Annotated in this window: 27 protein-coding genes and 1 pseudogene; 8 read left to right on the top strand and 20 right to left on the bottom strand. The window is 71.7% G+C overall.

The window, feature by feature from the left end:
* Nucleotides 1-41: 41 nt before the first annotated feature.
* Together AC27IY_RS19645 and AC27IY_RS19640 are read right to left on the bottom strand one after the other, a co-directional pair.
* On the bottom strand, nt 42-197 hold the full coding sequence (locus AC27IY_RS19645) for a hypothetical protein (RefSeq protein WP_329588891.1): 156 nt from the start codon (nt 195-197) through the stop codon (nt 42-44).
* A 97-nt stretch (nt 198-294) separates the two neighbouring features.
* The gene (locus tag AC27IY_RS19640) at nt 295-1,005 is read right to left on the bottom strand and encodes a hypothetical protein (RefSeq protein WP_487178776.1); all 711 of its coding nucleotides are present in this window, start codon (nt 1,003-1,005) and stop codon (nt 295-297) included.
* Nucleotides 1,006-1,070: 65 nt separating this feature from the next.
* Here AC27IY_RS19640 and AC27IY_RS19635 point away from each other — a divergent pair, with 65 nt between their 5' ends.
* A complete protein-coding gene (locus tag AC27IY_RS19635) occupies nt 1,071-1,385 on the top strand; it encodes a hypothetical protein (protein ID WP_487178775.1) in 315 nt (104 codons plus the stop codon).
* A gap of 23 nt (nt 1,386-1,408) precedes the next feature.
* Here the strand turns inward: AC27IY_RS19635 and AC27IY_RS19630 are convergent, their stop codons facing one another.
* From AC27IY_RS19630 to AC27IY_RS19620, 3 genes are read right to left on the bottom strand one after another with little or no spacing between them, the layout of a single operon-like run.
* On the bottom strand, nt 1,409-1,912 hold the full coding sequence (locus AC27IY_RS19630; RefSeq protein ID WP_423451784.1) for a hypothetical protein: 504 nt from the start codon (nt 1,910-1,912) through the stop codon (nt 1,409-1,411).
* A gap of 6 nt (nt 1,913-1,918) precedes the next feature.
* Nucleotides 1,919-2,812, bottom strand: coding sequence for a hypothetical protein (locus AC27IY_RS19625; RefSeq protein WP_423451785.1), 894 nt, complete (start codon nt 2,810-2,812; stop codon nt 1,919-1,921).
* The gene (locus AC27IY_RS19620) at nt 2,809-3,132 is read right to left on the bottom strand and encodes a hypothetical protein (RefSeq protein WP_487178774.1); all 324 of its coding nucleotides are present in this window, start codon (nt 3,130-3,132) and stop codon (nt 2,809-2,811) included. Before AC27IY_RS19620 ends, AC27IY_RS19625 begins: the two co-directional genes overlap by 4 nt.
* A 107-nt stretch (nt 3,133-3,239) precedes the next feature.
* Between AC27IY_RS19620 and AC27IY_RS19615 the strand changes: the two genes are divergently transcribed.
* Both AC27IY_RS19615 and AC27IY_RS19610 read left to right on the top strand, forming a co-directional pair.
* Nucleotides 3,240-3,647, top strand: coding sequence for a YbaB/EbfC family nucleoid-associated protein (locus AC27IY_RS19615; RefSeq protein WP_423451787.1), 408 nt, complete (start codon nt 3,240-3,242; stop codon nt 3,645-3,647).
* A 48-nt stretch (nt 3,648-3,695) separates the two neighbouring features.
* Entirely contained in the window at nt 3,696-4,097 is a 402-nt protein-coding gene (locus AC27IY_RS19610; RefSeq protein WP_487178773.1) for a YbaB/EbfC family nucleoid-associated protein, read from the top strand.
* Nucleotides 4,098-4,124: 27 nt separating this feature from the next.
* Here AC27IY_RS19610 and AC27IY_RS19605 read toward each other — a convergent pair whose 3' ends face one another.
* On the bottom strand, nt 4,125-4,823 hold the full coding sequence (locus AC27IY_RS19605) for a trimeric intracellular cation channel family protein (RefSeq protein ID WP_487178772.1): 699 nt from the start codon (nt 4,821-4,823) through the stop codon (nt 4,125-4,127).
* 135 nt (nt 4,824-4,958) lie between these two features.
* Between AC27IY_RS19605 and AC27IY_RS19600 the strand changes: the two genes are divergently transcribed.
* Entirely contained in the window at nt 4,959-6,206 is a 1,248-nt protein-coding gene (locus tag AC27IY_RS19600; RefSeq protein ID WP_487178771.1) for an amidohydrolase, read from the top strand.
* A 7-nt stretch (nt 6,207-6,213) separates the two neighbouring features.
* On the opposite strand, the gene AC27IY_RS19595 is transcribed toward AC27IY_RS19600, so the two are convergent.
* Nucleotides 6,214-6,615, bottom strand: coding sequence for an SHOCT domain-containing protein (locus tag AC27IY_RS19595; protein WP_487178770.1), 402 nt, complete (start codon nt 6,613-6,615; stop codon nt 6,214-6,216).
* 154 nt (nt 6,616-6,769) lie between these two features.
* Here AC27IY_RS19595 and AC27IY_RS19590 point away from each other — a divergent pair, with 154 nt between their 5' ends.
* Nucleotides 6,770-7,894 carry an AI-2E family transporter gene (locus AC27IY_RS19590; RefSeq protein ID WP_487178769.1) on the top strand — a complete coding sequence of 375 codons (1,125 nt, stop codon included), beginning with the start codon at nt 6,770-6,772 and terminating at the stop codon, nt 7,892-7,894.
* A 27-nt stretch (nt 7,895-7,921) separates the two neighbouring features.
* Here AC27IY_RS19590 and AC27IY_RS19585 read toward each other — a convergent pair whose 3' ends face one another.
* The 3 genes and pseudogenes from AC27IY_RS19585 to AC27IY_RS19575 all read right to left on the bottom strand — a co-directional run.
* The gene (locus AC27IY_RS19585) at nt 7,922-8,449 is read right to left on the bottom strand and encodes a DUF7144 family membrane protein (protein WP_423477295.1); all 528 of its coding nucleotides are present in this window, start codon (nt 8,447-8,449) and stop codon (nt 7,922-7,924) included.
* A gap of 325 nt (nt 8,450-8,774) precedes the next feature.
* The gene (locus AC27IY_RS19580; RefSeq protein ID WP_487179114.1) at nt 8,775-9,152 is read right to left on the bottom strand and encodes a trehalase-like domain-containing protein; all 378 of its coding nucleotides are present in this window, start codon (nt 9,150-9,152) and stop codon (nt 8,775-8,777) included.
* Between the two features lie 163 nt (nt 9,153-9,315).
* Nucleotides 9,316-10,113, bottom strand: a pseudogene (locus tag AC27IY_RS19575) (PP2C family protein-serine/threonine phosphatase); the annotation flags it as partial.
* 436 nt (nt 10,114-10,549) lie between these two features.
* Between AC27IY_RS19575 and AC27IY_RS19570 the strand changes: the two are divergent.
* Nucleotides 10,550-10,879 carry a hypothetical protein gene (locus AC27IY_RS19570; protein WP_487178768.1) on the top strand — a complete coding sequence of 110 codons (330 nt, stop codon included), beginning with the start codon at nt 10,550-10,552 and terminating at the stop codon, nt 10,877-10,879.
* Nucleotides 10,880-10,900: 21 nt separating this feature from the next.
* Here AC27IY_RS19570 and AC27IY_RS19565 read toward each other — a convergent pair whose 3' ends face one another.
* From AC27IY_RS19565 to AC27IY_RS19555, 3 genes are all read right to left on the bottom strand, one after another.
* Nucleotides 10,901-11,260, bottom strand: coding sequence for a hypothetical protein (locus tag AC27IY_RS19565; RefSeq protein WP_344213174.1), 360 nt, complete (start codon nt 11,258-11,260; stop codon nt 10,901-10,903).
* Nucleotides 11,261-11,358: 98 nt separating this feature from the next.
* Nucleotides 11,359-13,464 carry an NACHT domain-containing protein gene (locus AC27IY_RS19560; protein ID WP_423477297.1) on the bottom strand — a complete coding sequence of 702 codons (2,106 nt, stop codon included), beginning with the start codon at nt 13,462-13,464 and terminating at the stop codon, nt 11,359-11,361.
* Between the two features lie 39 nt (nt 13,465-13,503).
* On the bottom strand, nt 13,504-14,052 hold the full coding sequence (locus AC27IY_RS19555) for a hypothetical protein (protein WP_423477298.1): 549 nt from the start codon (nt 14,050-14,052) through the stop codon (nt 13,504-13,506).
* A 110-nt stretch (nt 14,053-14,162) separates the two neighbouring features.
* Here AC27IY_RS19555 and AC27IY_RS19550 point away from each other — a divergent pair, with 110 nt between their 5' ends.
* Nucleotides 14,163-14,738 (top strand): TetR/AcrR family transcriptional regulator, encoded by a 576-nt coding sequence (locus AC27IY_RS19550; RefSeq protein WP_487178767.1) that lies wholly within the window; start codon nt 14,163-14,165, stop codon nt 14,736-14,738.
* Here AC27IY_RS19550 and AC27IY_RS19545 read toward each other — a convergent pair.
* From AC27IY_RS19545 to AC27IY_RS19520, 6 genes are all read right to left on the bottom strand, one after another.
* Nucleotides 14,726-15,394, bottom strand: coding sequence for a response regulator (locus tag AC27IY_RS19545; protein ID WP_344213183.1), 669 nt, complete (start codon nt 15,392-15,394; stop codon nt 14,726-14,728). The genes AC27IY_RS19550 and AC27IY_RS19545 overlap by 13 nt on opposite strands.
* Nucleotides 15,391-17,868, bottom strand: coding sequence for a DUF4118 domain-containing protein (locus AC27IY_RS19540; RefSeq protein WP_423477522.1), 2,478 nt, complete (start codon nt 17,866-17,868; stop codon nt 15,391-15,393). Before AC27IY_RS19540 ends, AC27IY_RS19545 begins: the two co-directional genes overlap by 4 nt.
* Before the next feature lie 61 nt (nt 17,869-17,929).
* Complete coding sequence (locus AC27IY_RS19535) at nt 17,930-18,736, bottom strand: potassium-transporting ATPase subunit C (RefSeq protein WP_423451798.1); 807 nt, start codon at nt 18,734-18,736, stop codon at nt 17,930-17,932.
* On the bottom strand, nt 18,737-20,803 hold the full coding sequence (kdpB, locus tag AC27IY_RS19530; protein WP_423477301.1) for a potassium-transporting ATPase subunit KdpB: 2,067 nt from the start codon (nt 20,801-20,803) through the stop codon (nt 18,737-18,739).
* Between the two features lies 1 nt (nt 20,804).
* Nucleotides 20,805-22,466 (bottom strand): potassium-transporting ATPase subunit KdpA, encoded by a 1,662-nt coding sequence (gene kdpA / locus AC27IY_RS19525; protein WP_487178766.1) that lies wholly within the window; start codon nt 22,464-22,466, stop codon nt 20,805-20,807.
* Nucleotides 22,466-22,555, bottom strand: coding sequence for a potassium-transporting ATPase subunit F (locus AC27IY_RS19520; protein WP_344213194.1), 90 nt, complete (start codon nt 22,553-22,555; stop codon nt 22,466-22,468). Before AC27IY_RS19520 ends, kdpA begins: the two co-directional genes overlap by 1 nt.
* Nucleotides 22,556-22,827: 272 nt before the next feature.
* On the opposite strand from AC27IY_RS19520, the gene AC27IY_RS19515 reads away from it, so the two are divergent.
* The gene (locus AC27IY_RS19515) at nt 22,828-23,475 is read left to right on the top strand and encodes a response regulator (RefSeq protein ID WP_344213196.1); all 648 of its coding nucleotides are present in this window, start codon (nt 22,828-22,830) and stop codon (nt 23,473-23,475) included.
* A gap of 3 nt (nt 23,476-23,478) precedes the next feature.
* Here AC27IY_RS19515 and AC27IY_RS19510 read toward each other — a convergent pair whose 3' ends face one another.
* On the bottom strand, nt 23,479-24,738 hold the full coding sequence (locus tag AC27IY_RS19510) for a sensor histidine kinase (protein ID WP_487178765.1): 1,260 nt from the start codon (nt 24,736-24,738) through the stop codon (nt 23,479-23,481).
* Nucleotides 24,739-24,763: the final 25 nt, after the last annotated feature.

Raw genomic sequence — 24,763 nt, 5'->3', positions numbered from 1 at the left:
CCGGTGGGGGGCGCAACCTGGGTCGCGCCCCCCGCGGCTGACTAGTTGCTGTCGCCGGAGGTGTGCGTGTGGCCACCGCAGATCACGATGACCTGGCTCTTGGCGCCGCCGCTCACCTGAAGGAGCTGACCCTCGTCGAGCTCAGCGCCCAGGGCCGCGATGTTGTCGAGGCTGGTACGCGTCTTCCCCGTGCTCATTCATCATCCTTTTGTCCGCATGGGAAGCCGAATGCCCCCCATCGCATGGAGCACGTTAGGGAGACGGCGGGCAGAGCGTCGTCCGTCGCGTGGATGATCAACTGTCATCCTGGAGACGGAGCAACGTCACTCGGGGCGGCCGGGAAAGGCTCGTGAGAGTCGGCGCGGCCCCGGCGGCCCGGGCGAAGCTCAGTATCAGCGCCAGGGCCGGGAAATCCACGCTCATGACTCGCATCGCGTTCTGCTCCAGCTCGACCTCGGCGACGATTTCCAGGGGGTCGTGCGTTCCTGCGCCCACGTGGCAGGTGAAGATGTGCCGGCCTGGGCCCCCGTGGGTCGAAAGCCGCACGAGCAGCTCCGCGGCATATTCCTTCGCCTCCAGCACCACTTCGGGCGGAAAAGCGGCCAGCAGATCCATCGTCCGGATGCTGAGCGCCCGGAGCCGCTCGCGATGCGCGAGCGAGGCCACGATCACGCCGATGGGTTCGCCCTGGCAGGGGAAGGGATCATCCTCCTCGCACACCGCCTGGGCGTATCGGGCCCTGCTCACGGCCGAGTCGGGCGGCAACTGCTCCGTCTGGCAGTATGCGGAGTATTCGGCGGGAATGAAGGCCCCGATCATGACTCTGTGTCCGACCTTGAGCATATAGCGCAAGATCTGCTCACATGTGGCGAGGTATTGGCCGTAATCCTCGAACTCGAATGACGGGTAGGACGCCCTCATGGTGGCCAGGTCAAGCTCGTTCAGGAGCAATGCCATACCGATGACGCCGCCTCGGCGGGTGTTCCGCCTTCGCTTCTTTCCCATGCGCGGACAGTAGTGAGGGCCGCCCGGCCGCCGATTCCCCGAACCGCATTCTGTGGATAAGGCGGTTGCCCGAGGACGAAAACGCCTCGACCATGACGATGGTGAAGACAATGGCACGGCACCTGCTGCAGGGCCTGGGTGGTGCGGCGTCGGCTGCTGCCGCCTACCTGGTCGTTGCCGTGTTTGCCTTTTTCCTGTTCTTCAGCCTTTTGCTTCTGCCGATCCTCCTGCTGTACACGCCGTTCGCCATCCTCGTCATCGGCTTGGCAGGAGTCGTCGTGTCGTTCGCGCGACGGCCCCCGTCATCGGGGTTCGTCGCGTTCTGGTCGGGTTGGGCCCTCTGCCCGGCCGTATATCTCGTCATTGTCCTCACCAAGTGAAGCGCGAGCGGGATACCCGGGTATCAGGACGGGTCGGGGCCGCAGGTCCACGACACTTCTTCCGCCTGGAGGGCGCCACCGTACTGGTAGGGGTCCCAGCCGTCGCGCATGAAGAGCTGCGCCACCACGTCCGAGGGGGCGCCCAGCAGGTCTTCGGACTCCGTATCGCCCAGCAGGCGCTCGGCGGCCTCCACGTCGGGTACGCGGATCCGGTAGTGGGCCTCCAGATGCACCACCGGGCTGTACTCGGTCGGGGTGTCGCCGGCTTCCTCCTCTTCCTCGCCGGGGGCCGGTTCGTTCTCCAGGTCGCTGAACGGGTTGCCCCATCCTGCGTGGTCGGCGCAGAGGGCGGCGTACGCGATGGCGGCGGCGCGGAGGTCGTTGACGGCCGCCACCACCCGCTTGTAGTCGTCGGGGGCTTCGGTGAGGATCAGGGCGTGCCGCTCGATGGCGGCGCCCAGGTCGGCGGCGCCCGCCAGCAGGTGGTCCCGCCCGGTCGCGCCGTTGTCTGCCTGGGAGTCGTTCACGATGATCTAATCCTCGAAGTCGAAGTGCCTGGTGTGCATGATCTCACCCTTGTTGTTCAGGTAGTCCACGTGAAAGTGGCCACCTTTGCTGCATTCGGGCCGGAAATGCGCCCTGGGGCCGCCGTCGGCGGCCGCCTGTCGCGCGGCCGCCTCCGCGTCGGTCCTCGGCGGTTTCTTGGACACGCCCCGATGCGTACCCGAGTTCGTCTTGTTGGGCGAGTTCGGCCTTCGCCACTTGGACATCGGGGCGATGGCGGGGCCCTTGGGGCCGTCCACGCCGGAGGGTCTTCGGGGAAGGCGGGCAGGCAGGCGGGGGCCGCCGGCCAGGGCGAGCGGAGGGCCGCCTCCCCACGGTCCGCGGGCGTTCCTGAGGATGCCGGCCAGTGGCTCGGTGACTCGCCGGGCGAGGCCGGGTGCCAGCACGCGTGCGCCGCCCTCGCCGGCCTCCTTGAGGATTCTTCCCATGGCGTACCGGGTGCCGAGGACCGTGGCCGTGGCTGTGCCGAGGGCGAGCGGCCCGCCCGCGAGCATGGTGGCCGAGAGCTTGACCGCGCACGACGCCGCGTACGAGATGACCCCTACCTTGGTGGCGGTGATGACGCCGGCCGCCCCGTCGAGGATCAGCGGCGCGTACCTCGCCGCCGTCGCGGCCGCGTCGAGGTGCCCGTCACCGCCTGTCTTCTGCCAGTAACCGGTGAGGGCCGTCGCGGAGTCGCCCTGGTACGCGGCCGGGCTCGTGGTCCGGGCGACGGTGGTGTCCGCGCGGGCGCCGGCCGTCGAGGTGCCGGCGAGCACGGTGCGCCACGCGTCCGCGTCCAGCCGCAGCTCGTCCTCGTCGATGTTCGGGAAGGGGATTCCCACCAGGGCCAGGACGCCGTCGGCCCAGGGCGGCAGGGTCATACCCATGACGTGTCAGGCAGCCCGTCGAGGTTCTGAACGGTGACCTCGTTGACGTCCGACACCCGCCGGCTCGACAGCGCCAGCGCGTCTCCCGTGGCCCCTATCAGGTCGCCCATGTGGGTGTAGGCGGCCAGGGCGATCGCGGTGCACTCGCTGTAGGCGGTGACCAGTGGGCGCAGCAGGCCGTCATCGCCCCAGGAAGCGGCGTCGCCGCGCTGCTGTAATCGTCGCAGCGCCGCCGCGTAGTCCGTGCCGTCACCTCTCAGGTGCGCCGAAGCCGTCTCCAGCGCCCCGTGGACCAGCCGAAGCTCCGAACTCATGAAGCGTAGGTTAACGATGATCGAAGCCGGTGTGGATCAGAGACCGATTTTCGAGCTGGTATCTTGCCGGGCGTGCCGTCTCCGGCGTCTGGTGAAGGAGTCTTTCGATGCCGTCCTCGGGCCCCTGGAACGACGACCTCGACCACCTGGAACGGGTCCTTCGTCAGACCGAGGAGATCATGCGTGACCTCGGAGCCGCCCGTGCCGAGATCGCCCAGATCACCAGTGTGGGCGAGGCGGGCGGCGGCATGGTGCGCGTCGTGGCGGGGGGCGGCGGGCGGCTCAAGGCGATCAAGCTCGACCCCCGGGTCATGCGGCAACCGGCCGATGAGCTGGCGAGGCAGGTCATGGCGGCGACGCGGGCCGCGCAGGAGGCGGCCGAGCGCCGGTCGCACGAGATCGTCGAGCGGGCCCGGGCACGCGCGGAGAGCCTGCCCGAGCCGCTGGACGAGACCTTCGTACGCCGCCGGATCGAGCAGGTCGCCGACGAGATCGACCGGCCTCCGAGAGGGTGACCGACCGCGGCGTCCACGCCGGGCGAACCTCGTAGGTGAGGAGAAGGAATGCACAAATTCGACGCGGACCCCGCCAACTGGCGCGAGAAGGATCTGGAGCGGGAGGCGGAGAAGGCCGCGAAGATCCTCGCGTGGATGGACGACGGGCAGCGCGAACTGGATGAGATCACCGGCACGGGCGAGGCCGCGAACGGTCAGGTGAAGGCCGTCGCGGCCGTGGACGGCACCGTACGGGACATCGTCATCACGCCGCGCGCCATGCGGTTGGACAGCCGGACGCTGGCCGAGCAGCTGACGCTGGCCGTCGGCCGGGCCCAGGACGATGCCGAGCGGCAGAGCCGTCAGCTGATGGCCGACGCGCTGGGCGACCTGCTCCCGGACGGCCGGCTGGATCTGCGCGCCTTCGAGGAGCAGCTCGGCCGGTTGCTGCGCTCCTTCGAACGCCCCTGACGAGGACGAACCGCGAAAGGCGCCGGATCAGGCGTCGCCGTCCCTGCGGCGGTCGCGGCGGCGGAGGGGTGGGGGGTGGATGGCCTTGCCGAGGACGTCGCGGGCCTCCCATTCGACGCCGCCGGGCAGCTCCCACCCCCGCCGGTAGGCGACCAGTCGCAGTACGGTGCCCGCGACGACCGCCAAGGGGGTGGCCACCGCGACGGGCAGGCCGAGCTCCGAGCAGATCACCTCCAGGGCCGCGACCAGGGCGGCGACCGACGCGTACAGGCCGTTGCCGCCGAAGACGGCCGGGACGCGCTGCACCAGCAGGTCGCGGGTGGCGCCGCCGCCGACCGCGGTGATGGTGCCCAGCAGGATCGCCGGGAGCCAGGCGAGCCCGGCGGCCAGCGTCCGCTGTGCCCCCGCGACCGCCCACACGCTCAGCGCGACCGCGTCGAGGACGTAGAAGAGCCGGGTCCATTCCCGTTCGGTGAACTTCAGCAGGAACGCCACCCCCGCGCCGGCCAGCGCGATCGGGATGTAGAGGGGGTTGGTCAGGGCGAGTGGCGGCCCGTGCCCGAGCAGCACGTCGCGGATCAGCCCGCCGCCCAGGCCGGACACGACGCCGATCACGACGTACCCGAACAGGTCGAGCTCCCTGCGGCGGGCCACCGAGCCGCCGAGCAGGCTGTTGATGAACACCCCGACCAGGTCCAGCACCGTCGTGATCGTCTCGACCCGCACAGGCAGGAGCCTAGGGACGCCTCCGCGGGAACCGGCGGCGGTCCGCCCCCGGATGGCGGAACGTTTGCGCCCGTCTGGACTACTCCAGACGGATATCAGGAAAGCATCCGCGGGTGAGGCTGAGGGGAGCGACCGATGTCCGCCGACACCGTGCTGGCCGGGCTTGACGCCATCAGGCTCGACCTGGAGGCGTACTACCGCGACCTGCACGCCCATCCCGAGCTCGGCCACCAGGAGAGACGCACCTCGGCCCGGGTGGCCGAGCGGCTGCGCGCGTACGGGTACGACGTGACCGACGGCATCGGCGGCACGGGGGTCGTCGGCGTGCTGGCCAACGGTGACGGGCCGTGCGTGTTGTTCCGTGCCGACATGGACGCCCTGCCGATCGAGGAGCGGACCGGGCTGCCGTACGCCAGCACGGCCGTCGGCGGCGACGGCCGGCCCGTCATGCACGCCTGCGGGCACGACACGCACGTCACCGCCCTGCTGGGCGCGGCCCGGCTGATGGCGCAGGCCAGGGACGCGTGGAAGGGCACGTACGTGGCGCTGTTCCAGCCGGCGGAGGAGCCCGGCGACGGCGCCCACGGCATGATCGACGACGGGCTGACGGGCCGGATCCCGAAGCCCGACGTGTGCCTGGCGCAGCACGTGCTGCCCTATCCGGCGGGCCAGGTGCTCACCCGGCCGGGGCCGGCGCTGTCGGCCGCCGACAACTATCGGATCACCGTGTACGGCCGCTCGGCCCACGGCTCGGCACCCGACCGGGGCATCGACCCGGTGGTGATGGCCTCGATGCTCGTGGTGCGCCTGCAGACGATCGTCTCCCGCGAGGTCGGCCCGCTCACCCCGGTCGTGCTCACGGTGGGCAGCATCCACTCCGGGGCCAATCCCAACAACATCCCGGAGACGGCCGAGATCCAGCTCAACGTACGCACCTACGAGGAGGACGTGCGGCAGCGCGTCAGGGACGCGATCGTCAGGATCGCCCGCGCCGAGTGCGCCGCCTCGGGCGCTCCCCGCGAGCCCGACGTCGAGCATTTCGGCGCCTTCCCCGCCACGGTCAACGACGCGGACACGACGCGGAGGGTCGCCGCGGCCTTCTCCGCCTTCTTCGGCGATCGGGCGAAAGAGCTCGATCTCCAGACGGCCAGCGAGGACTTCAGCGAGATCCCGAAGGCGTTCGGCGCGCCGTTCACGTACTGGGGGTTCGGCGGCACGGACCCCGAGCTGTACGCGCGGGCGGCCGGCAAGGGCACGATCGACGCCGACGTCCCCGGCAACCACAACGCCGCCTTCGCCCCGGTCATCCAGCCCACCCTGGACACCGGCGTGCGGGCGGCCGTCGTCTCGGCGCTGGCCTACCTGGGCGTCGACGGCGGCTGACGGGGCCTCACACCCCGGCGAGGACCTTGGTCTTGGCGCGCTCGTACTCGTCGTCGGTGAGGTCGCCCCGGCGCTTCAGGTCGGCGAGCCTGGCCAGCTCGCCGCCGGTCCCCGAGCCGGTGCCGCCCGCGGCGCTCTCGCGCACGTACGCGCGGAACGCCTCCTCGTTCGCCTGCAGCCGCGCCATCTCGCGCCGGCCCATGCCCTTGCCGCGGACGATCAGGTAGAGCAGGACGCCCACGAAGGGCAGGACCACCAGCACGACGGTCCAGCCGGTCTTGCCCCATCCGCTGACGTCGTCGTCGCGGAACAGGTCGCCGATGACCCGGAAGAGCAGCATGAACCAGAGGACCCACATGAAGAACACGAGCATGGTCCAGAAGAGGTTGAGAAGAGGATAGTCGCCCATCGCGGCGCTCCCTTCGGCGCGAGACCGTTTTGCGCCTTTCACCGTTTATGCCGCTTTCTCGGCCCTACCAGTCCCAACGTTCGGCCAATCTTCCGCACCCGGCCAGGCGGTGAAGGCCCAGCTCAAGCGGCCCCTGCTTGTACGTTGATGATCGATGGAACCGAGACCCACCGTGCAGGTGCTGCTCGCGCCCGCGAACATCTGGCGGGCCGGGCTCGTCCTGGCGGCCGTCGTCGCCGCGGCGTTCTTCGTCCGCTTCGTGCTCGTCGACGCGGGATCGCTGATCGCCATGCTGGTGATGGCGTGGTTCCTGTCGCTCGCCATGGAGCCCGCCGTGCGCCGCCTGTCCAGGCGGGTGCGCCGCGGCACGGCCACGCTGCTGGTGATGACGCTGTTCATCGTCACGGTGGTGATCTTCTTCGTGCTGTTCGGCAGCCTGCTCGTCCGGCAGGTCGCGGTGCTGCTGAAGGCCCTGCCCGACGTCATCACCCGCGTCGTCGACTGGGTCAACGCCCGCTTCGGCACCCGCTACGAGATCTCCGCCATCCTCGGCTCGCTCAACCTGACCCCGCAGCAGGCGGCCTCGTACGCGCAGGGCGCGCTCAACGGCGTCCTAGGCCTGGTGGGGACGGTGGCGGGGACGGTGTTCAACATGTTCACCCTGCTGCTGCTGACGTTCTACCTCTCGGCCGACGGGCCGGCGCTGCGCCGGTGGATCGCGCAGCTGCTGCCCGGCCGCGTCCAGCAGGTCTTCATCAACGTCTGGGACGTCTCCACGGTCAAGACCGGCGGGTACGTCTCCTCCCGGCTCGTCCTCGCCACGATCAACGGCGTCGCCTCGGCCCTCGTGTTCCTGGCGCTCGGCATGCCGTCCTGGCTCGCGCTCGGGGCGTGGACCGGCCTGGTCGCCCAGCTCGTGCCCACCATCGGCACCTACATCTCCATCGCCCTGCCGGTGGTCGTGGGGCTGGTGTCACCCCGTCCCTGGATCGGCCTGGCGGCGCTGGGCTGGGGCGTGCTCTACCAGCAGGTGGAGAACCTGACGCTGGAGCCGAAGATCAGCTCGCGGGCGGTGGACATCCATCCAGGGGTGTCCTTCGCGGCCGTGATCCTGGGGGCGTCGCTGTTCGGCGCGATGGGCGCGCTGCTGGCCATCCCCGTGGTGGCCATGCTGCACTCGCTGGTCGACACGTTCGTCACCCGTCAGGAGCTGCAGGAGTCCGTGGCCACCCGGGTGCCCCCGCCGACCGGCGGGAAGAAGCCGCCGCCACCGAAGTGACGCCGGCCTCCTCCGCGGGAATGCCGTCTACGGCATGCCGGCCCTGCTGAACGCCTTCATCTCCTTCCCGTGCACGGCCAGCGCGTAGATGACCAGGACGTCGAAGGCGATGATGATGGCCGACCAGATCGGGTAGGCGGGCAGCCAGGCGAAGTTCACGAACGCCTGGATGGCGGCGAGGGTGATCCCGACCACCCGTCCCCAGGTCTTGCCCGACATGATGGCGAGTCCGGCGAGAAAGACGATCACCCCGATGGCTATGTGGAACCATCCCCAGGCCGTGAAGTTGACCGGAACCGCCAGGTTGTTGGGCGTGATGATGTAGAAGCCCCTGTGAAGGAGCCCCACCAGGCCCATCAGCGCCTGGAAGCAGCCCAGGATGATCATCCCGATGCCGGCGAACATGACCCAGCCGAGCCAGCCGCTGGGCCGTGGCTCCCTCGTCGCGGGGGCCGTCTCCGCCCGCTCCGCCTGACGTTGCTGGGGCACCGCCTCCGAGACCTGCTCCCGGGAGACCTGCTGCTGCTGGGTGCGTCCGTAACGTGGTTCTTCCATGATCGGCTCCCTCCGCGAGGCGGAGTTTCCGTGCAGCGGTCCGAGCAGCTTCCATGCGCGTGCTCGCGGCCACTCCTTACCCTGCTTCTCTACCCAGGACATCCTCCCCCTTCTTCGCAAATAGCTACAAAAGTGGGCAAATTACCGTGGAGTCTTTTTGCCTGTTCGCGGCGCTCCCCGGGCCGGGAAGAGGGGACCACGGGAACATCGCCAGCGCCCCCGGTAACGGGACGCGCGCAGCCAGTCGCGCCAGAAGGCGCGGCAGGATTCGAGGCTGCCGCGTACCTCGTCGGCGGTCAGGAAGGGCGGGGGCCGCTCGGGGCGGTCAGGGCGACGAAGGCCGTCTCCCCGACCCGGAGGGTGAGGTCGGCGGTGAGGTCGTCGCCGTCAGGGCGCAGCGTGACGGACGCCGGCGCCGGCCGGAGGCGGCGCCTGAGGGGTCCGGCTCCATGAAGTCGGCGACCTCCCCCACGCCGTCGGGAGCCATGAAGCGGGTGACGAGGACCGCGGTGTCCGACAGGTAGAGCTGCCGGACCGTGACCCCCGCGACGCGGCCGGAATCGACGGAGAGCCGGCAGTGTCCGCCGCGTTCGCCGTCGAGGAGGGAGGCGAAGAGACTCGGGGAGTCGAACCGGGGCGCGCACCACCAATCGATGGCGCCGGTCTCGGAGACGAGCGCGACGGTCTGCAGGTCCCCCACCATGCCGTGGTCCGCGATCTGCGGGTACGTGTCCATCAGTGCCTCCAACGGTCGCCATGGACGCCGGTTGGACGAAACGGTTCACCGCGCTCACCGCCTCCAGGTCGGTGGCGCTCGACGCGTCGCGCGGCTCGGGGGCGGCGGGCAGGGGCAGGCGGCGGATCGCGATCATGGCGGCGTCGTCGCCGAGCCGGCCGCCGGTATAGGTGATGAGATCGGCGCAGATGCGCTTCAGCAGCCCTTCGGGGAACTCCCGCGTCCAGGCGGCGATCCGGTCGGCCAGCGGGTAGAACACGCCTGCGGTGTCGCGCGCCTCGGTGACGCCGTCGGTGTAGAGCAGCAGCAGGTCGCCCTCCTCGAAGCGGAACGAGCAGACGCTGTATCCCTCGCCGCCCAGGTTCCCCAGGCCCAGCGGCGGCGAGGGACGCTCGCACTCCAGCGGCGTGACCTTGCCTTCGTGCACCAGCAGCGGCGGCGGGTGGCCGCAGTTCACCATGGTGAGCACCGGCTCGTCGTCCGCTATGTCCAGGGCGACCGCGGTCACGAAGCTCTCGTCGTCCACCGGCCACGCCTTGGCGGACTCGTACGGGTTGAACCCCGCGCTGTCCTCCAGGTCGGCGGCGAGCTCCGGCAGGGACAGGCCCCGGCGCGCGGCCTCGCGGAAGGCGCCGACGAGCGCGGCGGCGTCGGAGATGGCAGGCAGCCCCTTGCCCCGGGCGTCGCCGATGATCAGGCGGGTGGCGCCCTGGGTGCGTACGGCCGCGTACAGGTCGCCGCCGATCCTGGCCTCGGCCGCGGCGGCCAGGTAGACGGAGGCCAGCCGGAGCGTGCCGAGCGACTCGGGCAGCGGGCGCAGCAGCGCGCGCTGCGCGGCCTCGGCCACCGAGCGCACCTGCACCAGGACCCGCCGCTCGCGGTCCCTGACGAGGCAGAACAGCACCACGAACGCCGAGACCAGGATCATGGCGATGAGCTCCGCCCGCTCGTTCCCGCTGCCCATCAGATGGTGGTGGAAGCCGATGATCACCTCGGCCACGACGGCGAGCAGTCCGATCAGGCCCGTGAACCACGCGCCGGCGAAGGAGGCCGTGATCGCGGGGGCCGCCACCAGCAGGGCGCCGAGACGAACGGTGCTGGGGGTCAACAGGTCGGCAGCCGTGATCACCACGATCATGGCCAGCGGAATCACCGCCAGTGCGTGGTCGCGCAGTGATGGTTGCCCCCACGGATGCGGGTTTCCCCGAAATCCCACGCTTTCTGTCTACCTGTTGCGATCCGGAGGCCGAAAGCCGCATGGTCAGCTCTTGGGGAAGGCTTTCCTCTGCCCTCGGTGATGAGAGGCTGGACGGATGACAGCCGTATGGTCCCGGTCGGAAGTCGTCGAAGCCGTCAAGGAGCTCTTGGTACGTCCGGGCGCCGTGACGGAGGGGTTCGCCGCCGTCGACGTCGTGGCCGAGGCCGACGGCATGCTGGTGATGTTCCGCTGGCGGCGGGATCCGAACACGTACGCCATCGGACTGGAGTTCCCGACGGCGCCGAACGTGCTGCACATCCAGCCCGGCGTCACGCCCGAGCTGCGCGCGGCGTTGGCGCGGCTCGCGGTCCACGAGGTGGCCGAGGCCGGGGCGCTGAGCGTGGTCACCGCGCTCGACGACCCCGAGCTCCACGGGCTGGGGTTCCGGCCGGCGGACGGTGGCGGTCTCGCCCTCGACACCAGAAGCCGCGCCTGACGCCTGACCGTCAGAAGACGGTCACCACTTCTCCCACTCGCTGGTCTTGAAGCACCTGTTCGCCCAGTACGCGAGCTTCGCCGGGCCGGTCCACCCCACGTAGGGTCCGTGCCCCTGGAGGCACCGCATCTTCTTGATCGTCGTCGGCTCCCACTTGCCGTGGGAGCAGGCCGGGATGAGCTTCCTGACGACCCGCTTGCCGCAGAGCCACCGGACGCTGGGGCGGGGTGCGGCGGCGACCGCCGCGACGGCGGGGGTGGCCGCGGTCATGGCGGTCGTCGTGGTGGGGGCGGCCATGGCCGCGTTCGGCGACATGCCCGCCAGGGTCAGCGATGCGGCGCTCGCCGCGACCACGGTTCCCAGCTTCACTGCCAGCTTCATCGTGCTGTCCTCTCTCGTCGCGCCTGTCGGTGTGAGAGAAAGGTAGGGCGGCCGCTGTTGACCCCCTGTTGAGCGCGTGTTGAGCGGGCGGGGGCCCCTCACCTGTCGTCGCGGAGCACGGGGTGCGCGGCCAGGTGGTCCTGGAGCTCACGGTGGCGGAACTGGTAGGCGATCCCGGAGATCCGCAGCAGTCCCGCGTCGTAACACCGGTGCAGGAAGCGGCCCAGCCGCCACGGCAGCCGGCCCCGCGTCGCCAGGAGAAGCCCCAGGTAGCGGCGCGACAGCACCGGGGACCAGGACGCCACGAGGGACATCCCGAACACCGCGCCCGCCGCGACCGCCGTCACGACCGGGAGCCCGTCCAGCAGCCCCGCGAACCAGACGCCGAGGAGGAACCCGAACCCCGGGCCGAAGGTGAGGGCGGCCACGAGGGTCAGCACGGCGTCGTTCCTGACGATCGTCCGCGCCTCGACGCCCCTGCGCGGACCGGCGGGGCCGTCCCCCCCGCTCCTCCCGCTCGCCATCCCGGCTCCGAGCAGGAGGCCGAACCCGATCGACACCCACAGCGGAACCTCGACGCCGAGCTTCATGCCCACCGCCACTCCCGCCAGCGAGCCGCCCGCCGCCGCGAGCACGCCCTCCACCACGGCGCTCCCGCGGTCGCGTACGCCGCGGACCCCGCGGAAGCCGATCTCGTCCGCCGGGGACCACACCTCCCGCCAGGCGTCGAAAGGCTCCTTCAGCAGCCGCAGAGCCACCACGCCCGGCAGAAGGAGCAGCCCCAGCGCCATCACCGTCTGGCCCGACACCTTGCCGTCCACGACGTCGAGCTGCGAGAGCACCAGGACGAAGCCGGCGACGACGACGGCGACCCCGGGAAGACCGGTGGCCAGGGCCACCAGCGCGCCGATGGCCCGCGGACGGTCTCCCGCCAGCGGCCACAGCTCGTGCAGGACGAGATCGGTGCTGGACAGCACGCGTCCGTGGAACGGCGGCCGACTCTTGTTGCGGTGCAGATGACCGGCGAGGACGGCCAGCCAGGCGTGGGTCTGCTCGGCGGTCGGCCCCTTTCCCTTGGGATCCGTCGCGGCCAGGCGGGCGGGGATGAACAGGTCGAGAAGATGCTCTTGTACGGACGGCTCGTCGGTGAACTTCGTGAGGTCCCGCGGGGAGCGCACGTAGCGCCCGGTGAGGGGGTCGCGTTCCTCGTAGACGGTGACCGCCAGGGTCAGCCGCCACGGGGTGCCGAGCGCGTCGGCCAGGACGTCACCGGGGCGGGTGAGCGCGTCCAGGACCGGCCGCCAGCGGTCCGGGTCCTCCTGGTCGGTGAATTCCTGGATGAACTGCCACGCCTTGTCGCCGGCCACCTCCTTCACGGTGACGCGGACGGCGCCCCGGGGGGTGGCCCGGTCGGCGACCAGGGCGTCGTACTGGCCCGTGCGGCAGGTCACCACCAGGCTGCAGCGCTCCGGCCCGTGCTCGTAGTCCTCCAGCGCGCGCAGCGCGCGGGCGGCCCGCGAGCCGTAGCCCGGCTTGTCGGTCTCGTCCATCTCGTCCAGCCCGTCGATGACGGGCAGGATCTTGCCGGCCTTCACGAGCGCGCGCGCGGTCACCGGCTTCAGGTCGAACGTCGCGGTCAGGTGCCGGGCCAGCAGGTCCTCCACCGGCAGGTCGGGATCCAGGCTCGTCGCCGAGATCCGTACCGGGACGGGGTCGTCGGGCTGCCTGTCGCCGAGCAGTTCCAGGATCAGCTCGATCGCGAGGACGGTCTTGCCCGACCCCGCCACCCCGGAGATCACGAGCCGCCGTGGCGCCGGCAGGCCGCGGAAGTAGTCGGCCACGTGTCCCAGGTCGCCCTTCGCCGGGGCGGAGACGGCACCACCGGTGGGGTGGAAGCAGAAGTCGACGTCGATGAGCACGTCCTTGCCCTTGGGGCCGAGCAGCTGCGCCCGCTGCGCCCGCTCCTCGGCCAGCACGCGCCCGGCCAGCAGCGTCATCGCGTTCGACACGTCGGCGTCGGCCAGCCGTTGCGCCCGCCACCACGAGATCGCGCTGACAGCCGTTCCCACCAGCGCGAACACGGCGCTGACCGGGTCCACGTCGCCGGGATGCAGCAGCCACAGTCGCACCGCGGCGGCGACCAGCAGGGCCGCCCCGGCCGCCACGCCCGCCCATAACCACCAGGTCTTCGTACGCGGGTTCACGGCCGACAGCCTGCCAGAAGGACGCCTTCCCGCGCCCGCTCAGCGGGTGACCCGGCCGAGGCGCAGCGCCGAGGCCAGGAAGAACAGGCCGCCGAGCGTGGCGTAGCCGGCGAGGCTGACCAGCGACGCGCTCTCCTGGGTGGCCTGCAGGACGAACGAGGTCCCCGCGACCGTCGAGATGGCGCCGCTGACGATCACCGGCCAGTGGCCACCGCCGAGGTGCCGGCGGATCACGCCGACGGCGAGCTGGAGCAGGCCGGACACGACGGCCCATGCGCCCCACACGCGCAGGACGGCCGGGATGCCGGACCCGGCGGCGAAGGCCAGGCCGACGGCGGTGGCCCAGCTGATCACGATGTTCGCGTACAGGCCCAGTGCCGGGCCCGTCGCCTTCGACGAGCGGGCGTCGACGATGGCCGCGACCCCGTCGAACAGGGGGTAGAGCACCAGCAGGGCGACGCTGACCGGCCCGAGGCCCGACGCGGTCGCGGCCAGCAGGCCGGCCCAGACGAGCGCGAAGCCGAAACGGACGAAGTACAGCCGCCGCAGGGAGGCGGCGGCGGAAGTGGAGGCGGTGACGGTGCTCACGGGGTTCCCCTTCGCAGGAGAGATAGAACGTTCGGTCTTGTCGTCGGTAAGGGTGGCAGCGGGCTTCCCGGCTGTCAAGACCGAACGTTCTATCTGCTACGCTCCCTGCGATGGTGCAGAACACGTCAGAAGCGCGAGCACGGCTGCTCGGGACCGCCACCCGGCTCTTCTACGCGGAAGGGCTGCACGCCGTCGGGATCGACCGGATCGTCGCGGAGGCGAAGGTGACCCGCGCGACGCTGTACCGGCACTTCCCCAGCAAGGACGAGCTCGTCGTCGCCTACCTGCGCGGCGCCGACCAGGCCATCCGCGACCGGGTCGGCGAAGCGCTCGGCAGCGGCCGGCCGGCGGCCGACGTCCTGCGGGCCGTCGCCAGGTCGATCGCCGAGGACATCCGGTCGCCCGGGTTCCGCGGCTGCGCCTTCCTCAACGCCGTGGCCGAATATCCGGACCCCGAGCATCCCGTGCACCGGGCCGTGCTCGCGCACCGCGAGTGGTTCCTGAGCACCGTCACCGACCTGCTCGCGCGGGCCGGGGAGACGCCGCCCGAGCCCGCGGGCCGGCACGTCGTCATGCTGCGCGACGGCGCGATGGCGGCGGGCTGCCTGACCGACCCGGTGGCGGTCGGCGAGACGTTCCTGCACGGCGTCGAGCTGGTACTCGAGCGGACCCCTCAAGGCACGTAGCGGTAGCCCATGCCCGGTTCGGTGATCAGGTGCCGGGGGTGCGCGGGGTCGCGTTCGAGCTTCCTGCGGAGCTGGGCCATGTACTGGCGCAGGTAGTGGGTCTCCTTGACGTGCTTGCTGCCCCACACCTGGGTGAGCAGGTAGCGCTGGGGGATGAGCTTGCCGGGGTTGCGCAGCAGGATCTCCAGGATGTGCCACTCCGTGGGGGTGAGCCTGATCCCGCCGGAGACGGTCTTGCCGACCAGGTCCACGGTACGGTCGCCGAGGCGGACGGCGGCCGGCTCGGCCTCCTGCACGCTGGTGCGGCGGGAGACGGCGCGGATGCGGGCCAGGAGCTCGTCGATCCCGAAGGGTTTCGTCACGTAGTCGTCGGCGCCGGCGTCCAGGGCGCCGACCTTGTCCTCGTTCCCGGCCCGGCCGGACAGGACGACGATGGGGACGCGGGTCCAGCCGCGCAGCCCGTGGATGACGTCCACCCCGTCGATGTCGGGCAGGCCGAGGTCGAGGACGATGAGGTCGGGACGCCATTCGGCGGCCTGGCGCAGCGCGGAGGAGCCGTCGGCGGCGACCGCGACCTCGTAGTGACGGGCGGCCAGGTTGATGCGGAGCGCGCGCAGGATCTGCGGCTCGTCGTCCACGACCAGGATCCTGGTCATGGCGCCGCCGCCCCGCTGTGGACCGGCAGGTTGACGATCATCGTGAGACCTCCTCCTGGCGTCTCCTCGGGGATGAGGGTCCCGCCCATGGCCTCGGTGAGCCCGCGCGAGAGCGCGAGGCCGAGACCGACGCCGGTGCCGTTGTCGCGGTCGCCGAGCCGCTGGAACGGCAAGAACACCCGCTCGTGGTCCTGCGGCGGGATGCCGGGGCCGCGGTCGGCGACCCTGATCTCGACCTGGTCGCCGTGCCGGCCGGCGGTGACCAGCACCTTGGAGCCGGGCGGGCTGTAGCGGACGGCGTTGGCGATGAGGTTGGCGAGCACGCGTTCCAGCAGCGCCGGGTCGGCGACGACGTCGGGCAGCTCGACGGGCACGTCGTCCTCCACGTGGTCGCACAGCGGCCCGAGATCGTCCACGGCCCGGGGCACGACCTCCTCCAGCGCCACGGGCTGGAGCGCCAGGCCGAGGACCCCGGCCTGGAGGCGGCTCATGTCGAGCAGGTTGTCCACGAGCCGGCCGAGCCTGGTCAGGGACTCGTCGGCGGTGGCGAGCAGCTCCTCGCGGTCCTCGTCCGTCCACTCCACCTCGCTGCCGCGCAGGCTCTCGACGGCCGCCTTGGCGGCCGAGAGCGGGGTGCGCAGGTCGTGGCTGACGGCGGCGAGCAGCGCGGTGCGCATCTTGTCGGCCTCGGCGAGCGGCCTGGCCAGCTCGGCCTCCTCCTCCAGGCGTTCCTGGCGCAGCGCGACGGCCGCCTCGGCGGCGAACGCCTCCAGCACCCGCCGGTCGCCGGCGTTGAGCAGCCGGCCACGGGCCGCGAGCACCAGCTCGTCGCCGATCACGACGTCGGTGTCCGCGTCGGCGGGCGCGGTGCAGGGGGCGCCTCCCGAGGTGGCGATGATGCGCCAGGCGCGGGGGTCGCCCCGGTCCTCGGGAGTGGGGTCGCCGACGCGTTCGAGCAGGGTGACCGAGTCGAGCCCGAACGTCTCGCGCAGCCGTCCCAGCAGGGACGGCAGCGCGGCCTCGCCGCGCAGCACGTGCCCGGCCAGCGTGGACAGCACCTCGGCCTCCGCGGCGGCGCGGGCGGCCTGCCGGGTACGCCGGGCGGCCACGTCCACGATCGTGCTGACCGCGGCCGCGACCAGCACGAACACGATCAACGCGAACAGGTTCTCCGGATCGGCGATGGTGACGCGCCCGACGGGCGGGGTGAAGAACCAGTTGAGCAGCAGCGACGCGCCGACGGCCGCGGCGATGGCCGGCCACATGCCGCCCACGAGGGCGACGCCGACGACCAGGAGCAGGAACAGCAGGATCTCGTTCGGCAGCCGCAGCACGTCGCGGAAGGGGACGAGCGCGGCGGTCAGCGCCGGCAGCCCGGCCATCGCGACGGCCCAGCCGGTCAGCCGCCGTTCGCGGGTCAGGGCGGCGCGGGCGCGTTCCGGCCGCCTGCGGCCCTTCTTGGCCTCCTCGTGGGTGACGAGGTGGACGTCGATCGAGCCGGACAGGCTGATGGTCTCCACGCCGACGCCGCGCGCGAGGATCTGCGCGAACCGGCCCCGGCGGGAGGCGCCGAGCACGAGCTGCGTGGCGTTGACGCCGCGGGCGAAGTCGAGCAGCGCCCGCGGCACGTCGCCGCCCACGACCTGGTGGTAGGAGCCGCCCATGCTCTCCACGAGGGCGCGCTGGCGGGCCAGGCTGGCCGGGTCCGCGCCGGCCAGCCCGTCGGCGCTGACCACGTGGACGGCCAGCAGGTCGGCGCCCTTGGTGCGGGCCGCGATGCGCGCCGCCCTGCGCACCAGGGTGTCGCCCTCCGGGCCGCCGGTCAGGGCGACCACGACCCGCTCCCTGGTCTCCCACGTGTCGGCGATGCCGTGGTCGGCGCGGTAGCGGTCGAGCTGGTCGTCGACCTTGCCGGCGGCCCAGAGCAGGGCCAGCTCGCGCAGCGCGGTGAGGTTGCCGACGCGGAAGTAGTTCGACATGGCCGCGCTGACCTTCTCAGGGGCGTACACGTTGCCGTGCGCCATGCGCCTGCGCAGCGCCTCCGGGGACATGTCGACCAGCTCGATCTGGTCGGCCCTGCGCACCACCTCGTCGGGCACGGTCTCGCGCTGCGGAACCCCCGTGATCTCCTGGACGACGTCGTTGAGCGACTCCAGGTGCTGGATGTTGACCGTGGAGATGACGTCGATGCCGGCGTCCAGGATCTCGTCGATGTCCTGCCAGCGCTTGACGTTCCCCGAGCCCGGCGCGTTGGTGTGGGCCAGCTCGTCGATCAGCGCGACCTTCGGCCGGCGTTCGATGACCGCCCGCACGTCCAGCTCGGTGAAGGCGGCCCCGCGATAGCGGACGGTCCTGCGCGGGACGATCTCCATGCCTTCCAGCAAGGCGGCCGTACGGGGCCGGCCGTGCGTCTCGACCAGGCCCACGACCACGTCACGGCCGCGTTCGAGCGCGCGGCGGCCCTCGCTGAGCATCGCGTACGTCTTGCCCACCCCGGGGGCCGCCCCGAGGTAGACCCGTAGCCGTCCTCGCACGTCAGCCCTCGTCGAGGGCGAGGTTGAGTTCGAGCACGTTGACGGCGGGTTCGCCCATGAAGCCCAGTATGCGCCCCGTGGTGTGCTCCTCGATCAGCGCCCTCACCCGGTCGAGGGGCAGGCCGCGCTCCCTCGCCACGCGCGGGGCCTGGAGCGCGGCATAGGCCGGCGAGATGTGCGGGTCCAGGCCGGAGCCGCTCGCCGTGACCGCGTCGGCGGGGACGGCGGGGGACGCGGGGGCGTTCCCGCGGACGGGCACGGTGCGGCCGGCCGCGTAGTCCTCCCCCGGCCTGGCGCACTCGACCCGTACGCCCTGATAGGTGGCGACGAAGGGGACGGCGGGGCAGGGCTGGTTGACGCTGACGGCGCGGCCGGGGAAGACCTTGAGCACCGCGCCGACCCCGTCGGGCGTGCAGTACGGGCGGGCGCCGCTGACGCCCTCCAGCTCGCCGGCCGCCCTGGACCGGGCGCACACCTGCGTGAGCAGCGACCGCCTGCCCTGTGCGACGTCGATGACGTCCTCGGGGCCGAGGTTGCTCGCCGAGGTGGACATCGGGTCGTAGCCGGCGGCCGACGGGCGGGACTGGAAGTACTTCCTGACCGGACGGCCGGCGGCGTCGGTGAAGGACTGGCCGATGAGCGAGCTGCCCACGCCCCTGATGACGGAGCCGTTCGCCTGGTCGTGGAAGAGCACCTGGGCGAGGCCGGTGACGACCAGCGGATAGATCAGGCCGAGCAGGACGGTGAGCACGGCGAGCGTGCGGAGCGCGGCGAGGTGCCGGCGCAGCGGGTTCGGCAGGTGTTTCATCTAGGACATCCCCGGGAGGAGCTGGAGCAGCAGGTCGATGACCTTGATGCCGACGAAGGGCGCGACGACGCCGCCGAGGCCGTAGACGTAGAGGTTGCGGGACAGCAGTTTGGAGGCGCTGGACGGCCGGTAGCGCACGCCGCGCAGGGCGAGCGGGATCAGCGCGACGATGACCAGCGCGTTGAACACGACCGCGGCCAGGATGGCGGACTGCGGGCTGGCCAGGCGCATGACGTTCAGCGCGTCCAGACCCGGATAGACGGCCGCGAACACGGCCGGGATGATCGCGAAGTACTTCGCGACGTCGTTGGCGATGGAGAACGTGGTCAGCGCGCCGCGCGTGATGAGGAGCTGTTTGCCGATCTCGACGATCTCGATGAGCTTGGTCGGGTTGGAGTCGAGGTCGACCATGTTGCCGGCCTCCTTGGCGGCGGAGGTGCCGGTGTTCATGGCCACGCCGACGTCCGACTGGGCGAGGGCCGGGGCGTCGTTGGTGCCGTCGCCGGTCATCGCCACCAGCCGGCCGCCCTCCTGTTCCCGCCTGATCAGGGCGAGCTTGTCCTCGGGGGTGGCCTCGGCCAGGAAGTCGTCCACGCCGGCCTCGTCGGCGATGGCCCTGGCGGTCAGCGGGTTGTCGCCGGTGATCATGACGGTCCTGATGCCCATCCTGCGCATCTCGTCGAACCGCTCGCGCATGCCCTCCTTGACCACGTCCTTCAGGTGGATGACGCCCAGGACGCGGCCTCGCTCCGCCACCACCAGCGGCGTGCCGCCGGAGGCGGAGATGCCGTCCACCACGTGGCCGGCCTCCTCGACGGGATGGCCGCCGGCGTCGCGCACCCACTTCATGACCGCCGTGGCCGCGCCTTTGCGGACCTCGCGCCCGTCCACGTTCACCCCGGACATCCGGGTCTGCGCCGTGAACGGCACCCACTCGGCGTGCGCCAGCTCCCCCGGCCCGCGCTCGCGCAGGCCGAAGCGCTGCTTGGCGAACACGACGATGGAGCGGCCCTCGGGGGTGTCGTCGGCCAGGCTGGACAACTGCGCGGCCTCGGCCAGCTCGGCCGCGCTGACGCCGCGGACCGGGACGAACGCGGCGGCCTGCCGGTTGCCCAGGGTGATCGTGCCCGTCTTGTCCAGCAGCAGCGTCGAGACGTCGCCCGCGGCCTCCACCGCCCGGCCCGACATGGCGAGCACGTTGCGCTGGACCAGGCGGTCCATGCCGGCGATGCCGATGGCCGACAGCAGCGCGCCGATCGTGGTCGGGATGAGGCAGACCAGCAGCGAGACCAGCACCACGCCGGTGACGCCGTTCGCGTCGAGGGCGGGCGCGTCGGCGACGCCGGGGTTGACGAGCTTGGAGTAGATCGCGAGCGGCTGCATGGTCACGGTGGCGACCAGGAAGATGACCGTCAGCGCGGCCAGCAGGATGTTGAGCGCGATCTCGTTGGGCGTCTTCTGCCGGTTCGCGCCCTCGACCAGGGCGATCATCCGGTCCACGAAGCTCTCGCCGGGCTTCTGGGTGATTCTGACGATGATCCGGTCGGACAGCACCTTCGTGCCGCCCGTGACCCCGGAGCGGTCGCCGCCGGACTCGCGGATGACGGGGGCGGACTCGCCGGTGATGGCCGACTCGTCCACGCTGGCGATGCCGTCCACGACGTCGCCGTCCCCGGGGATGGTCTCCCCCGCCTCGACGATCACGTGGTCGCCCTGCCGCAGCTCGGGCGCGCGGATGACGTCCCAGCGCGTGGGGTCGGCCGGGTCCGCCAGCCGGCGGGCCTGGGTGTCCGTCTTGGCCCTGCGCAGCGTGGCCGCCTGGGCCTTGCCGCGGCCCTCGGCCATCGCCTCGGCCAGGTTGGCGAAGACGACGGTCAGCCACAGCCAGGCCACGATCGCCCAGGCGAAGACCGAGGAGTCGAGCACGGCGAGGACGGTGGTGAAGACCGCGCCGACCTCCACCACGAACATCACCGGGTTGCGCCACAGGGTGAACGGGTCGAGCTTCTTCAGCGCGCCCGGCAGTGAACGGATCAGCTGCTCCGGGTCGAGCATGGGGGCCGGCATGTCAGGACAGTCCTTCCGCGATCGGTCCGAGCGCCAGGGCGGGGAGGAAGGTGAGGGCGACCAGGATGAGCGTCACGCCGATGACCATGCCGACGAACTGCGGCCGGTACGTCGGCAGCGTGCCCGCGCCCTCGGGGACCGGAGACTGCGCGGCCAGCGAGCCGGCCAGGGCCAGCACCAGGATGATCGGTACGAACCGGCCGAAGGCCATGCACAGGCCGAGCGCCACGTCGTACCAGGGGGTGTTGACGGTGAGGCCGGCGAAGGCGGAGCCGTTGTTGTTGGCGGCGCTGGTGAAGGCGTACAGGACCTCGGACAGGCCGTGCGGGCCGGTGTTCAGCATGCTCGCGCGCCGCTCGGCCGAGCCCATCGCGGACGCCGTGCCGACCAGCACCAGGACCGGGGTGACCAGGAAGTAGAGCGAGGAGAGCTTGATCTCGCGGGCGCGGATCTTCTTGCCCAGGTACTCGGGGGTGCGGCCGACCATCAGCCCGGCCACGAACACCGTGATCACGGCGAGGACGAGCATGCCGTACAGGCCCGAGCCGACGCCGCCGGGGGCGACCTCGCCCAGCATCATGTCGAACATGGTCATCATGCCGCCGAACGGGGTGTAGGAGTCGTGGAAGGAGTTCACCGCTCCCGTGCTCGTGAGCGTCGTCGCCGCGCCGAACGTGGCGGAGTTCGAGACACCGAAGCGGACCTCCTTGCCCTCCATCGCCGCGCCCGCCGCCTGCGGCACCGTGGCGTGGCCGGACAGCTCGAAGACGTTGGTGAGCAGGATGCCGGCCAGCGCCAGCACGCCCATCACGGCGAGGATCGCGTAGCCCTGGCGGAGCTGGCCGACCAGCCGGCCGAAGGTGCGGGTGAGCGAGAACGGGATCACCAGGATGAGGAAGATCTCCAGCCAGTTGGTCCAGGCGGCGGCGTTCTCGAAGGGGTGGGCGGAGTTGACGTTGTAGAAGCCGCCGCCGTTCGTGCCCAGCTCCTTGATCGCCTCCTGGGACGCGACCGGGCCGCCGGTGACCGCCTGGGTCGCGCCGGTCAGCGTGGTCACCTCGTGCGGGGCGGAGAGGTTCTGGACCAGCCCGCCGGCGACCAGGATCAGCGCGCCGACGAACGCGATCGGCAGTAGGACGCGCAGGACGCCGCGCACCAGGTCCACCCAGAAGTTGCCGATCGTGCCGGACCGGGCGCGGGCGAACCCGCGCACCAGGGCGACCGCCACCGCCATGCCGGCCGCCGCAGAGACGAAGTTCTGCACCGCCAGGGCGGCCATCTGGGTCAGGTGGCCCATGGTGGACTCGCCGGCGTACGACTGCCAGTTGGTGTTGGTGACGAAGCTGATCGCGGTGTTCCAGGCGATGTGGTCGGTGACCGGTTCCATGCCGAGGCTCAGCGGCAGCCGGTCCTGGAGGCGCTGGAGGGCGTACACGGCCAGGACCGAGACCGCCGAGAACGCCAGCAGGGCGCGCGCGTACCCGCCCCAGCTCTGCTCGGCCTCGGGGTGGACGCCGAGCAGCCGGTAGATCATCCGTTCGGGCCGGCTGTGCCCGGTGGCGGAGTAGACGCGGGCCATGTAGTCGCCGAGCGGCCGGTACGCCAGCGCCAGCGCGACGACCAGGGACGCGACGAAGAGCATCCCGGCGGCGGTCGTGCTCATCAGAACCGCTCGGGGAACAGCAGGGCGGCGACCATGAGGATCACCAGGGCCACGGCGATCACGAGACCGGCGGCGTTGACGGCGCTCACAGCCGCTCCACCGCCTTCACAACGAGCCCGAGGACCGCGAAGACCGCGATCGTCAGGGCCACGAAGATGACGTCTGCCATCCCACTCCTCAACTCGATGAGGTCCGGAAGGACCTGTCACCAGCAAACGATGCGGATTGGGAGGTTTGGTGGTTCTTGACGCATTTCATACGGCCGCAGCCCAAATATTGACGGCCTTCCTACCCCCTGGGGCCCGCTGGCCTAGGGTCTGAGGGCGAGGACTGTGACAGCGGGCCTGGAGGTGAAGCCGCCTTGCGGATCGTGATCGCCGAGGACGACCCCCTGCTGCGCGAGGGCCTGGCGCTGCTGCTGCGCGCCGAGGACCTGGACGTGGTGGCGACCGCCCCTGACGCGGCCGGATTCCTCGACGCCGTGGCCGCGTACGAGCCGGACGTCGCCATCGTGGACGTCCGCATGCCGCCCACCCACACCGACGAGGGCATCAGGGCGGCCGTCGAGGCCAGGCGGCGAAGGCCGGGCCTCGCCGTGCTCGTCCTGTCGGCGTACGTCGAGCAGGCGTTCGCCACCGACCTGCTCGCCCACGGCAGCGCCCGCCTCGGCTACCTGCTCAAGGAGCGGGTCGGGCGGGTCCAGGAGTTCCTGACCGCGCTGCACCGGGTGGCGGACGGCGGCACCGCCATCGACCCCGAGGTGGTCGCGCAGCTCCTGACCCGCAACCGGCCCGGCAACCCGCTCGACCGGCTCAGCCCGCGCGAGCGCGACGTGCTGGCCCTCATGGCCGAAGGGCTCGGCAACTCCGCCATCGCCGAGCGGCTCGTCGTCACCGGCGGGGCCGTGCACAAGCACATCAGGAGCATCTTCGCCAAGCTCGACCTGCAGCCCGCCGACGGCACCGACCGCCGGGTGGCCGCCGTGCTGCGCTACCTGGAGAGCACCTGACCCTCACGTCCCCGCGGGCAGGGTCACGTCGAGGGTCGTCGGCCCGCCGGCCGGGCTGCTCAGCGTGAACGTCCCGTCGTGCGCCTCGACCCGGCCCCGGATGCCGGCGAGCCCGGAGCCGCGCTCGTCCGCCCCGCCGCGTCCGTCGTCGGTGACCTGGAGGAGCAGCCGGTCGCCGAGGCGGCGTACGCGGACGACGGCCCGCCCGGCCTCGCTGTGCTTGGCGATGTTGGTGAGCGCCTCGGCCACCACGAAGTAGGCGGTGGCCTCGACGGAGGCGGCGGCCCTGATGAGCGGATCGGCGTCGATCCGGCAGGGCACCGGGCAGGCCGCGGCCAGACCGGCGAGCGCGTCGGCGAGGCTCTTGTGGGTCAGGACGGGCGGCAGGATGGTGCGTACGACGCCGCGCAGCTCGCCGAGCGCCTGCTCCGCGGCGCTCTGCGCCCGTTCGAGCGACTCCCTGGCGGTGGCCGGGTCGCGCTCCAGCGCCCTGAGCGCGGCCCCGAGCAGCACGTTGACGGCGACGAGCCGGTTCTGCGTGCCGTCGTGCAGCGAGCGTTCGATCCTGCGCAGCTCGGCGGCGTGCGCGTCGAGCACGGCGGCGCGGGTCGCGGTGAGCTCCGCCACCCGAAGGTGCAGGTCCACGTCGGCGCCTGGCCGCAGCAGGCGACGCCCTGACCAGGCCTGCAGCCGGGCCATCCAGGGTGCGACGAGCACGGTCAGCGCGATCTCGACAGGGGCCAGCGCGGCGACGGCGAGCGCGCCCGCCGCGTCCCTGACCTCCCACATCCCGTACGCCGCCGTCGCGGCCTCCTCGGGAGGCAGCAGCCACCACCACAACGCGAAGGTCACGTCCTGCACCGCGTGCAGCGGGAGGGTGAGGGCGACCAGGCCCAGGAACAGCCCGGCGGAGCCGTGCGCGACCGTCCAGGCCAGCTCCCGCCGCACCGTCCCGTCGGCGAGCGCCGCGCGCCGCCCGGCCGGCGGCGGGGACGCGGCGACCAGCTCCTCCGGGCCCCAGCGCGAGAGCCTGGCCCGCTCCCTGTCCGCCACCGCGCGCAGGCCGCGCAGCGTGGCCGGCACCAGCGGCACCCCCACACCGACCAGGCAGGCCAGGCCGGTGACGACCGCCGACATGAGCGCCACCAGCGCCAGGACCGCCGTGCCCATCCCGGCGACGAGGTGTTCGAGCGCGTCCAGTGCGGCACGACCCCGGGCGACCAGGTCCACGCGCCGCGGGGCCCGGTTCTCGCCGGTCGTCATGAGCACGCACCTCCCAGGTCCGCCA

The sequence above is a fragment of the Nonomuraea sp. B208 genome (genome assembly GCF_057536035.1).
The sequence above is the reverse complement of the archived record's forward strand: the minus strand, read 5'-3'. Positions and strand labels throughout refer to the sequence as shown.

Coding starts and splice junctions, on each gene's coding strand:
- AC27IY_RS19585 (WP_423477295.1), bottom strand. CDS start 8,449: ATGGAAGAACCACGTTACGGACGCACCCAGCAGCAGCAGGTCTCCCGG.
- AC27IY_RS19600 (WP_487178771.1), top strand. CDS start 4,959: ATGTCCGCCGACACCGTGCTGGCCGGGCTTGACGCCATCAGGCTCGAC.
- AC27IY_RS19645 (WP_329588891.1), bottom strand. CDS start 197: ATGAGCACGGGGAAGACGCGTACCAGCCTCGACAACATCGCGGCCCTG.
- AC27IY_RS19595 (WP_487178770.1), bottom strand. CDS start 6,615: ATGGGCGACTATCCTCTTCTCAACCTCTTCTGGACCATGCTCGTGTTC.
- AC27IY_RS19620 (WP_487178774.1), bottom strand. CDS start 3,132: ATGAGTTCGGAGCTTCGGCTGGTCCACGGGGCGCTGGAGACGGCTTCG.
- AC27IY_RS19535 (WP_423451798.1), bottom strand. CDS start 18,736: ATGAAACACCTGCCGAACCCGCTGCGCCGGCACCTCGCCGCGCTCCGC.
- AC27IY_RS19610 (WP_487178773.1), top strand. CDS start 3,696: ATGCACAAATTCGACGCGGACCCCGCCAACTGGCGCGAGAAGGATCTG.
- AC27IY_RS19550 (WP_487178767.1), top strand. CDS start 14,163: ATGGTGCAGAACACGTCAGAAGCGCGAGCACGGCTGCTCGGGACCGCC.
- AC27IY_RS19565 (WP_344213174.1), bottom strand. CDS start 11,260: ATGAAGCTGGCAGTGAAGCTGGGAACCGTGGTCGCGGCGAGCGCCGCA.
- kdpA (WP_487178766.1), bottom strand. CDS start 22,466: ATGAGCACGACCGCCGCCGGGATGCTCTTCGTCGCGTCCCTGGTCGTC.
- AC27IY_RS19615 (WP_423451787.1), top strand. CDS start 3,240: ATGCCGTCCTCGGGCCCCTGGAACGACGACCTCGACCACCTGGAACGG.
- AC27IY_RS19545 (WP_344213183.1), bottom strand. CDS start 15,394: ATGACCAGGATCCTGGTCGTGGACGACGAGCCGCAGATCCTGCGCGCG.
- AC27IY_RS19540 (WP_423477522.1), bottom strand. CDS start 17,868: ATGCTCAGCGAGGGCCGCCGCGCGCTCGAACGCGGCCGTGACGTGGTC.
- AC27IY_RS19625 (WP_423451785.1), bottom strand. CDS start 2,812: ATGACCCTGCCGCCCTGGGCCGACGGCGTCCTGGCCCTGGTGGGAATC.
- kdpB (WP_423477301.1), bottom strand. CDS start 20,803: ATGCCGGCCCCCATGCTCGACCCGGAGCAGCTGATCCGTTCACTGCCG.
- AC27IY_RS19580 (WP_487179114.1), bottom strand. CDS start 9,152: ATGGTGGGGGACCTGCAGACCGTCGCGCTCGTCTCCGAGACCGGCGCC.
- AC27IY_RS19640 (WP_487178776.1), bottom strand. CDS start 1,005: ATGGGAAAGAAGCGAAGGCGGAACACCCGCCGAGGCGGCGTCATCGGT.
- AC27IY_RS19590 (WP_487178769.1), top strand. CDS start 6,770: ATGGAACCGAGACCCACCGTGCAGGTGCTGCTCGCGCCCGCGAACATC.
- AC27IY_RS19510 (WP_487178765.1), bottom strand. CDS start 24,738: ATGACGACCGGCGAGAACCGGGCCCCGCGGCGCGTGGACCTGGTCGCC.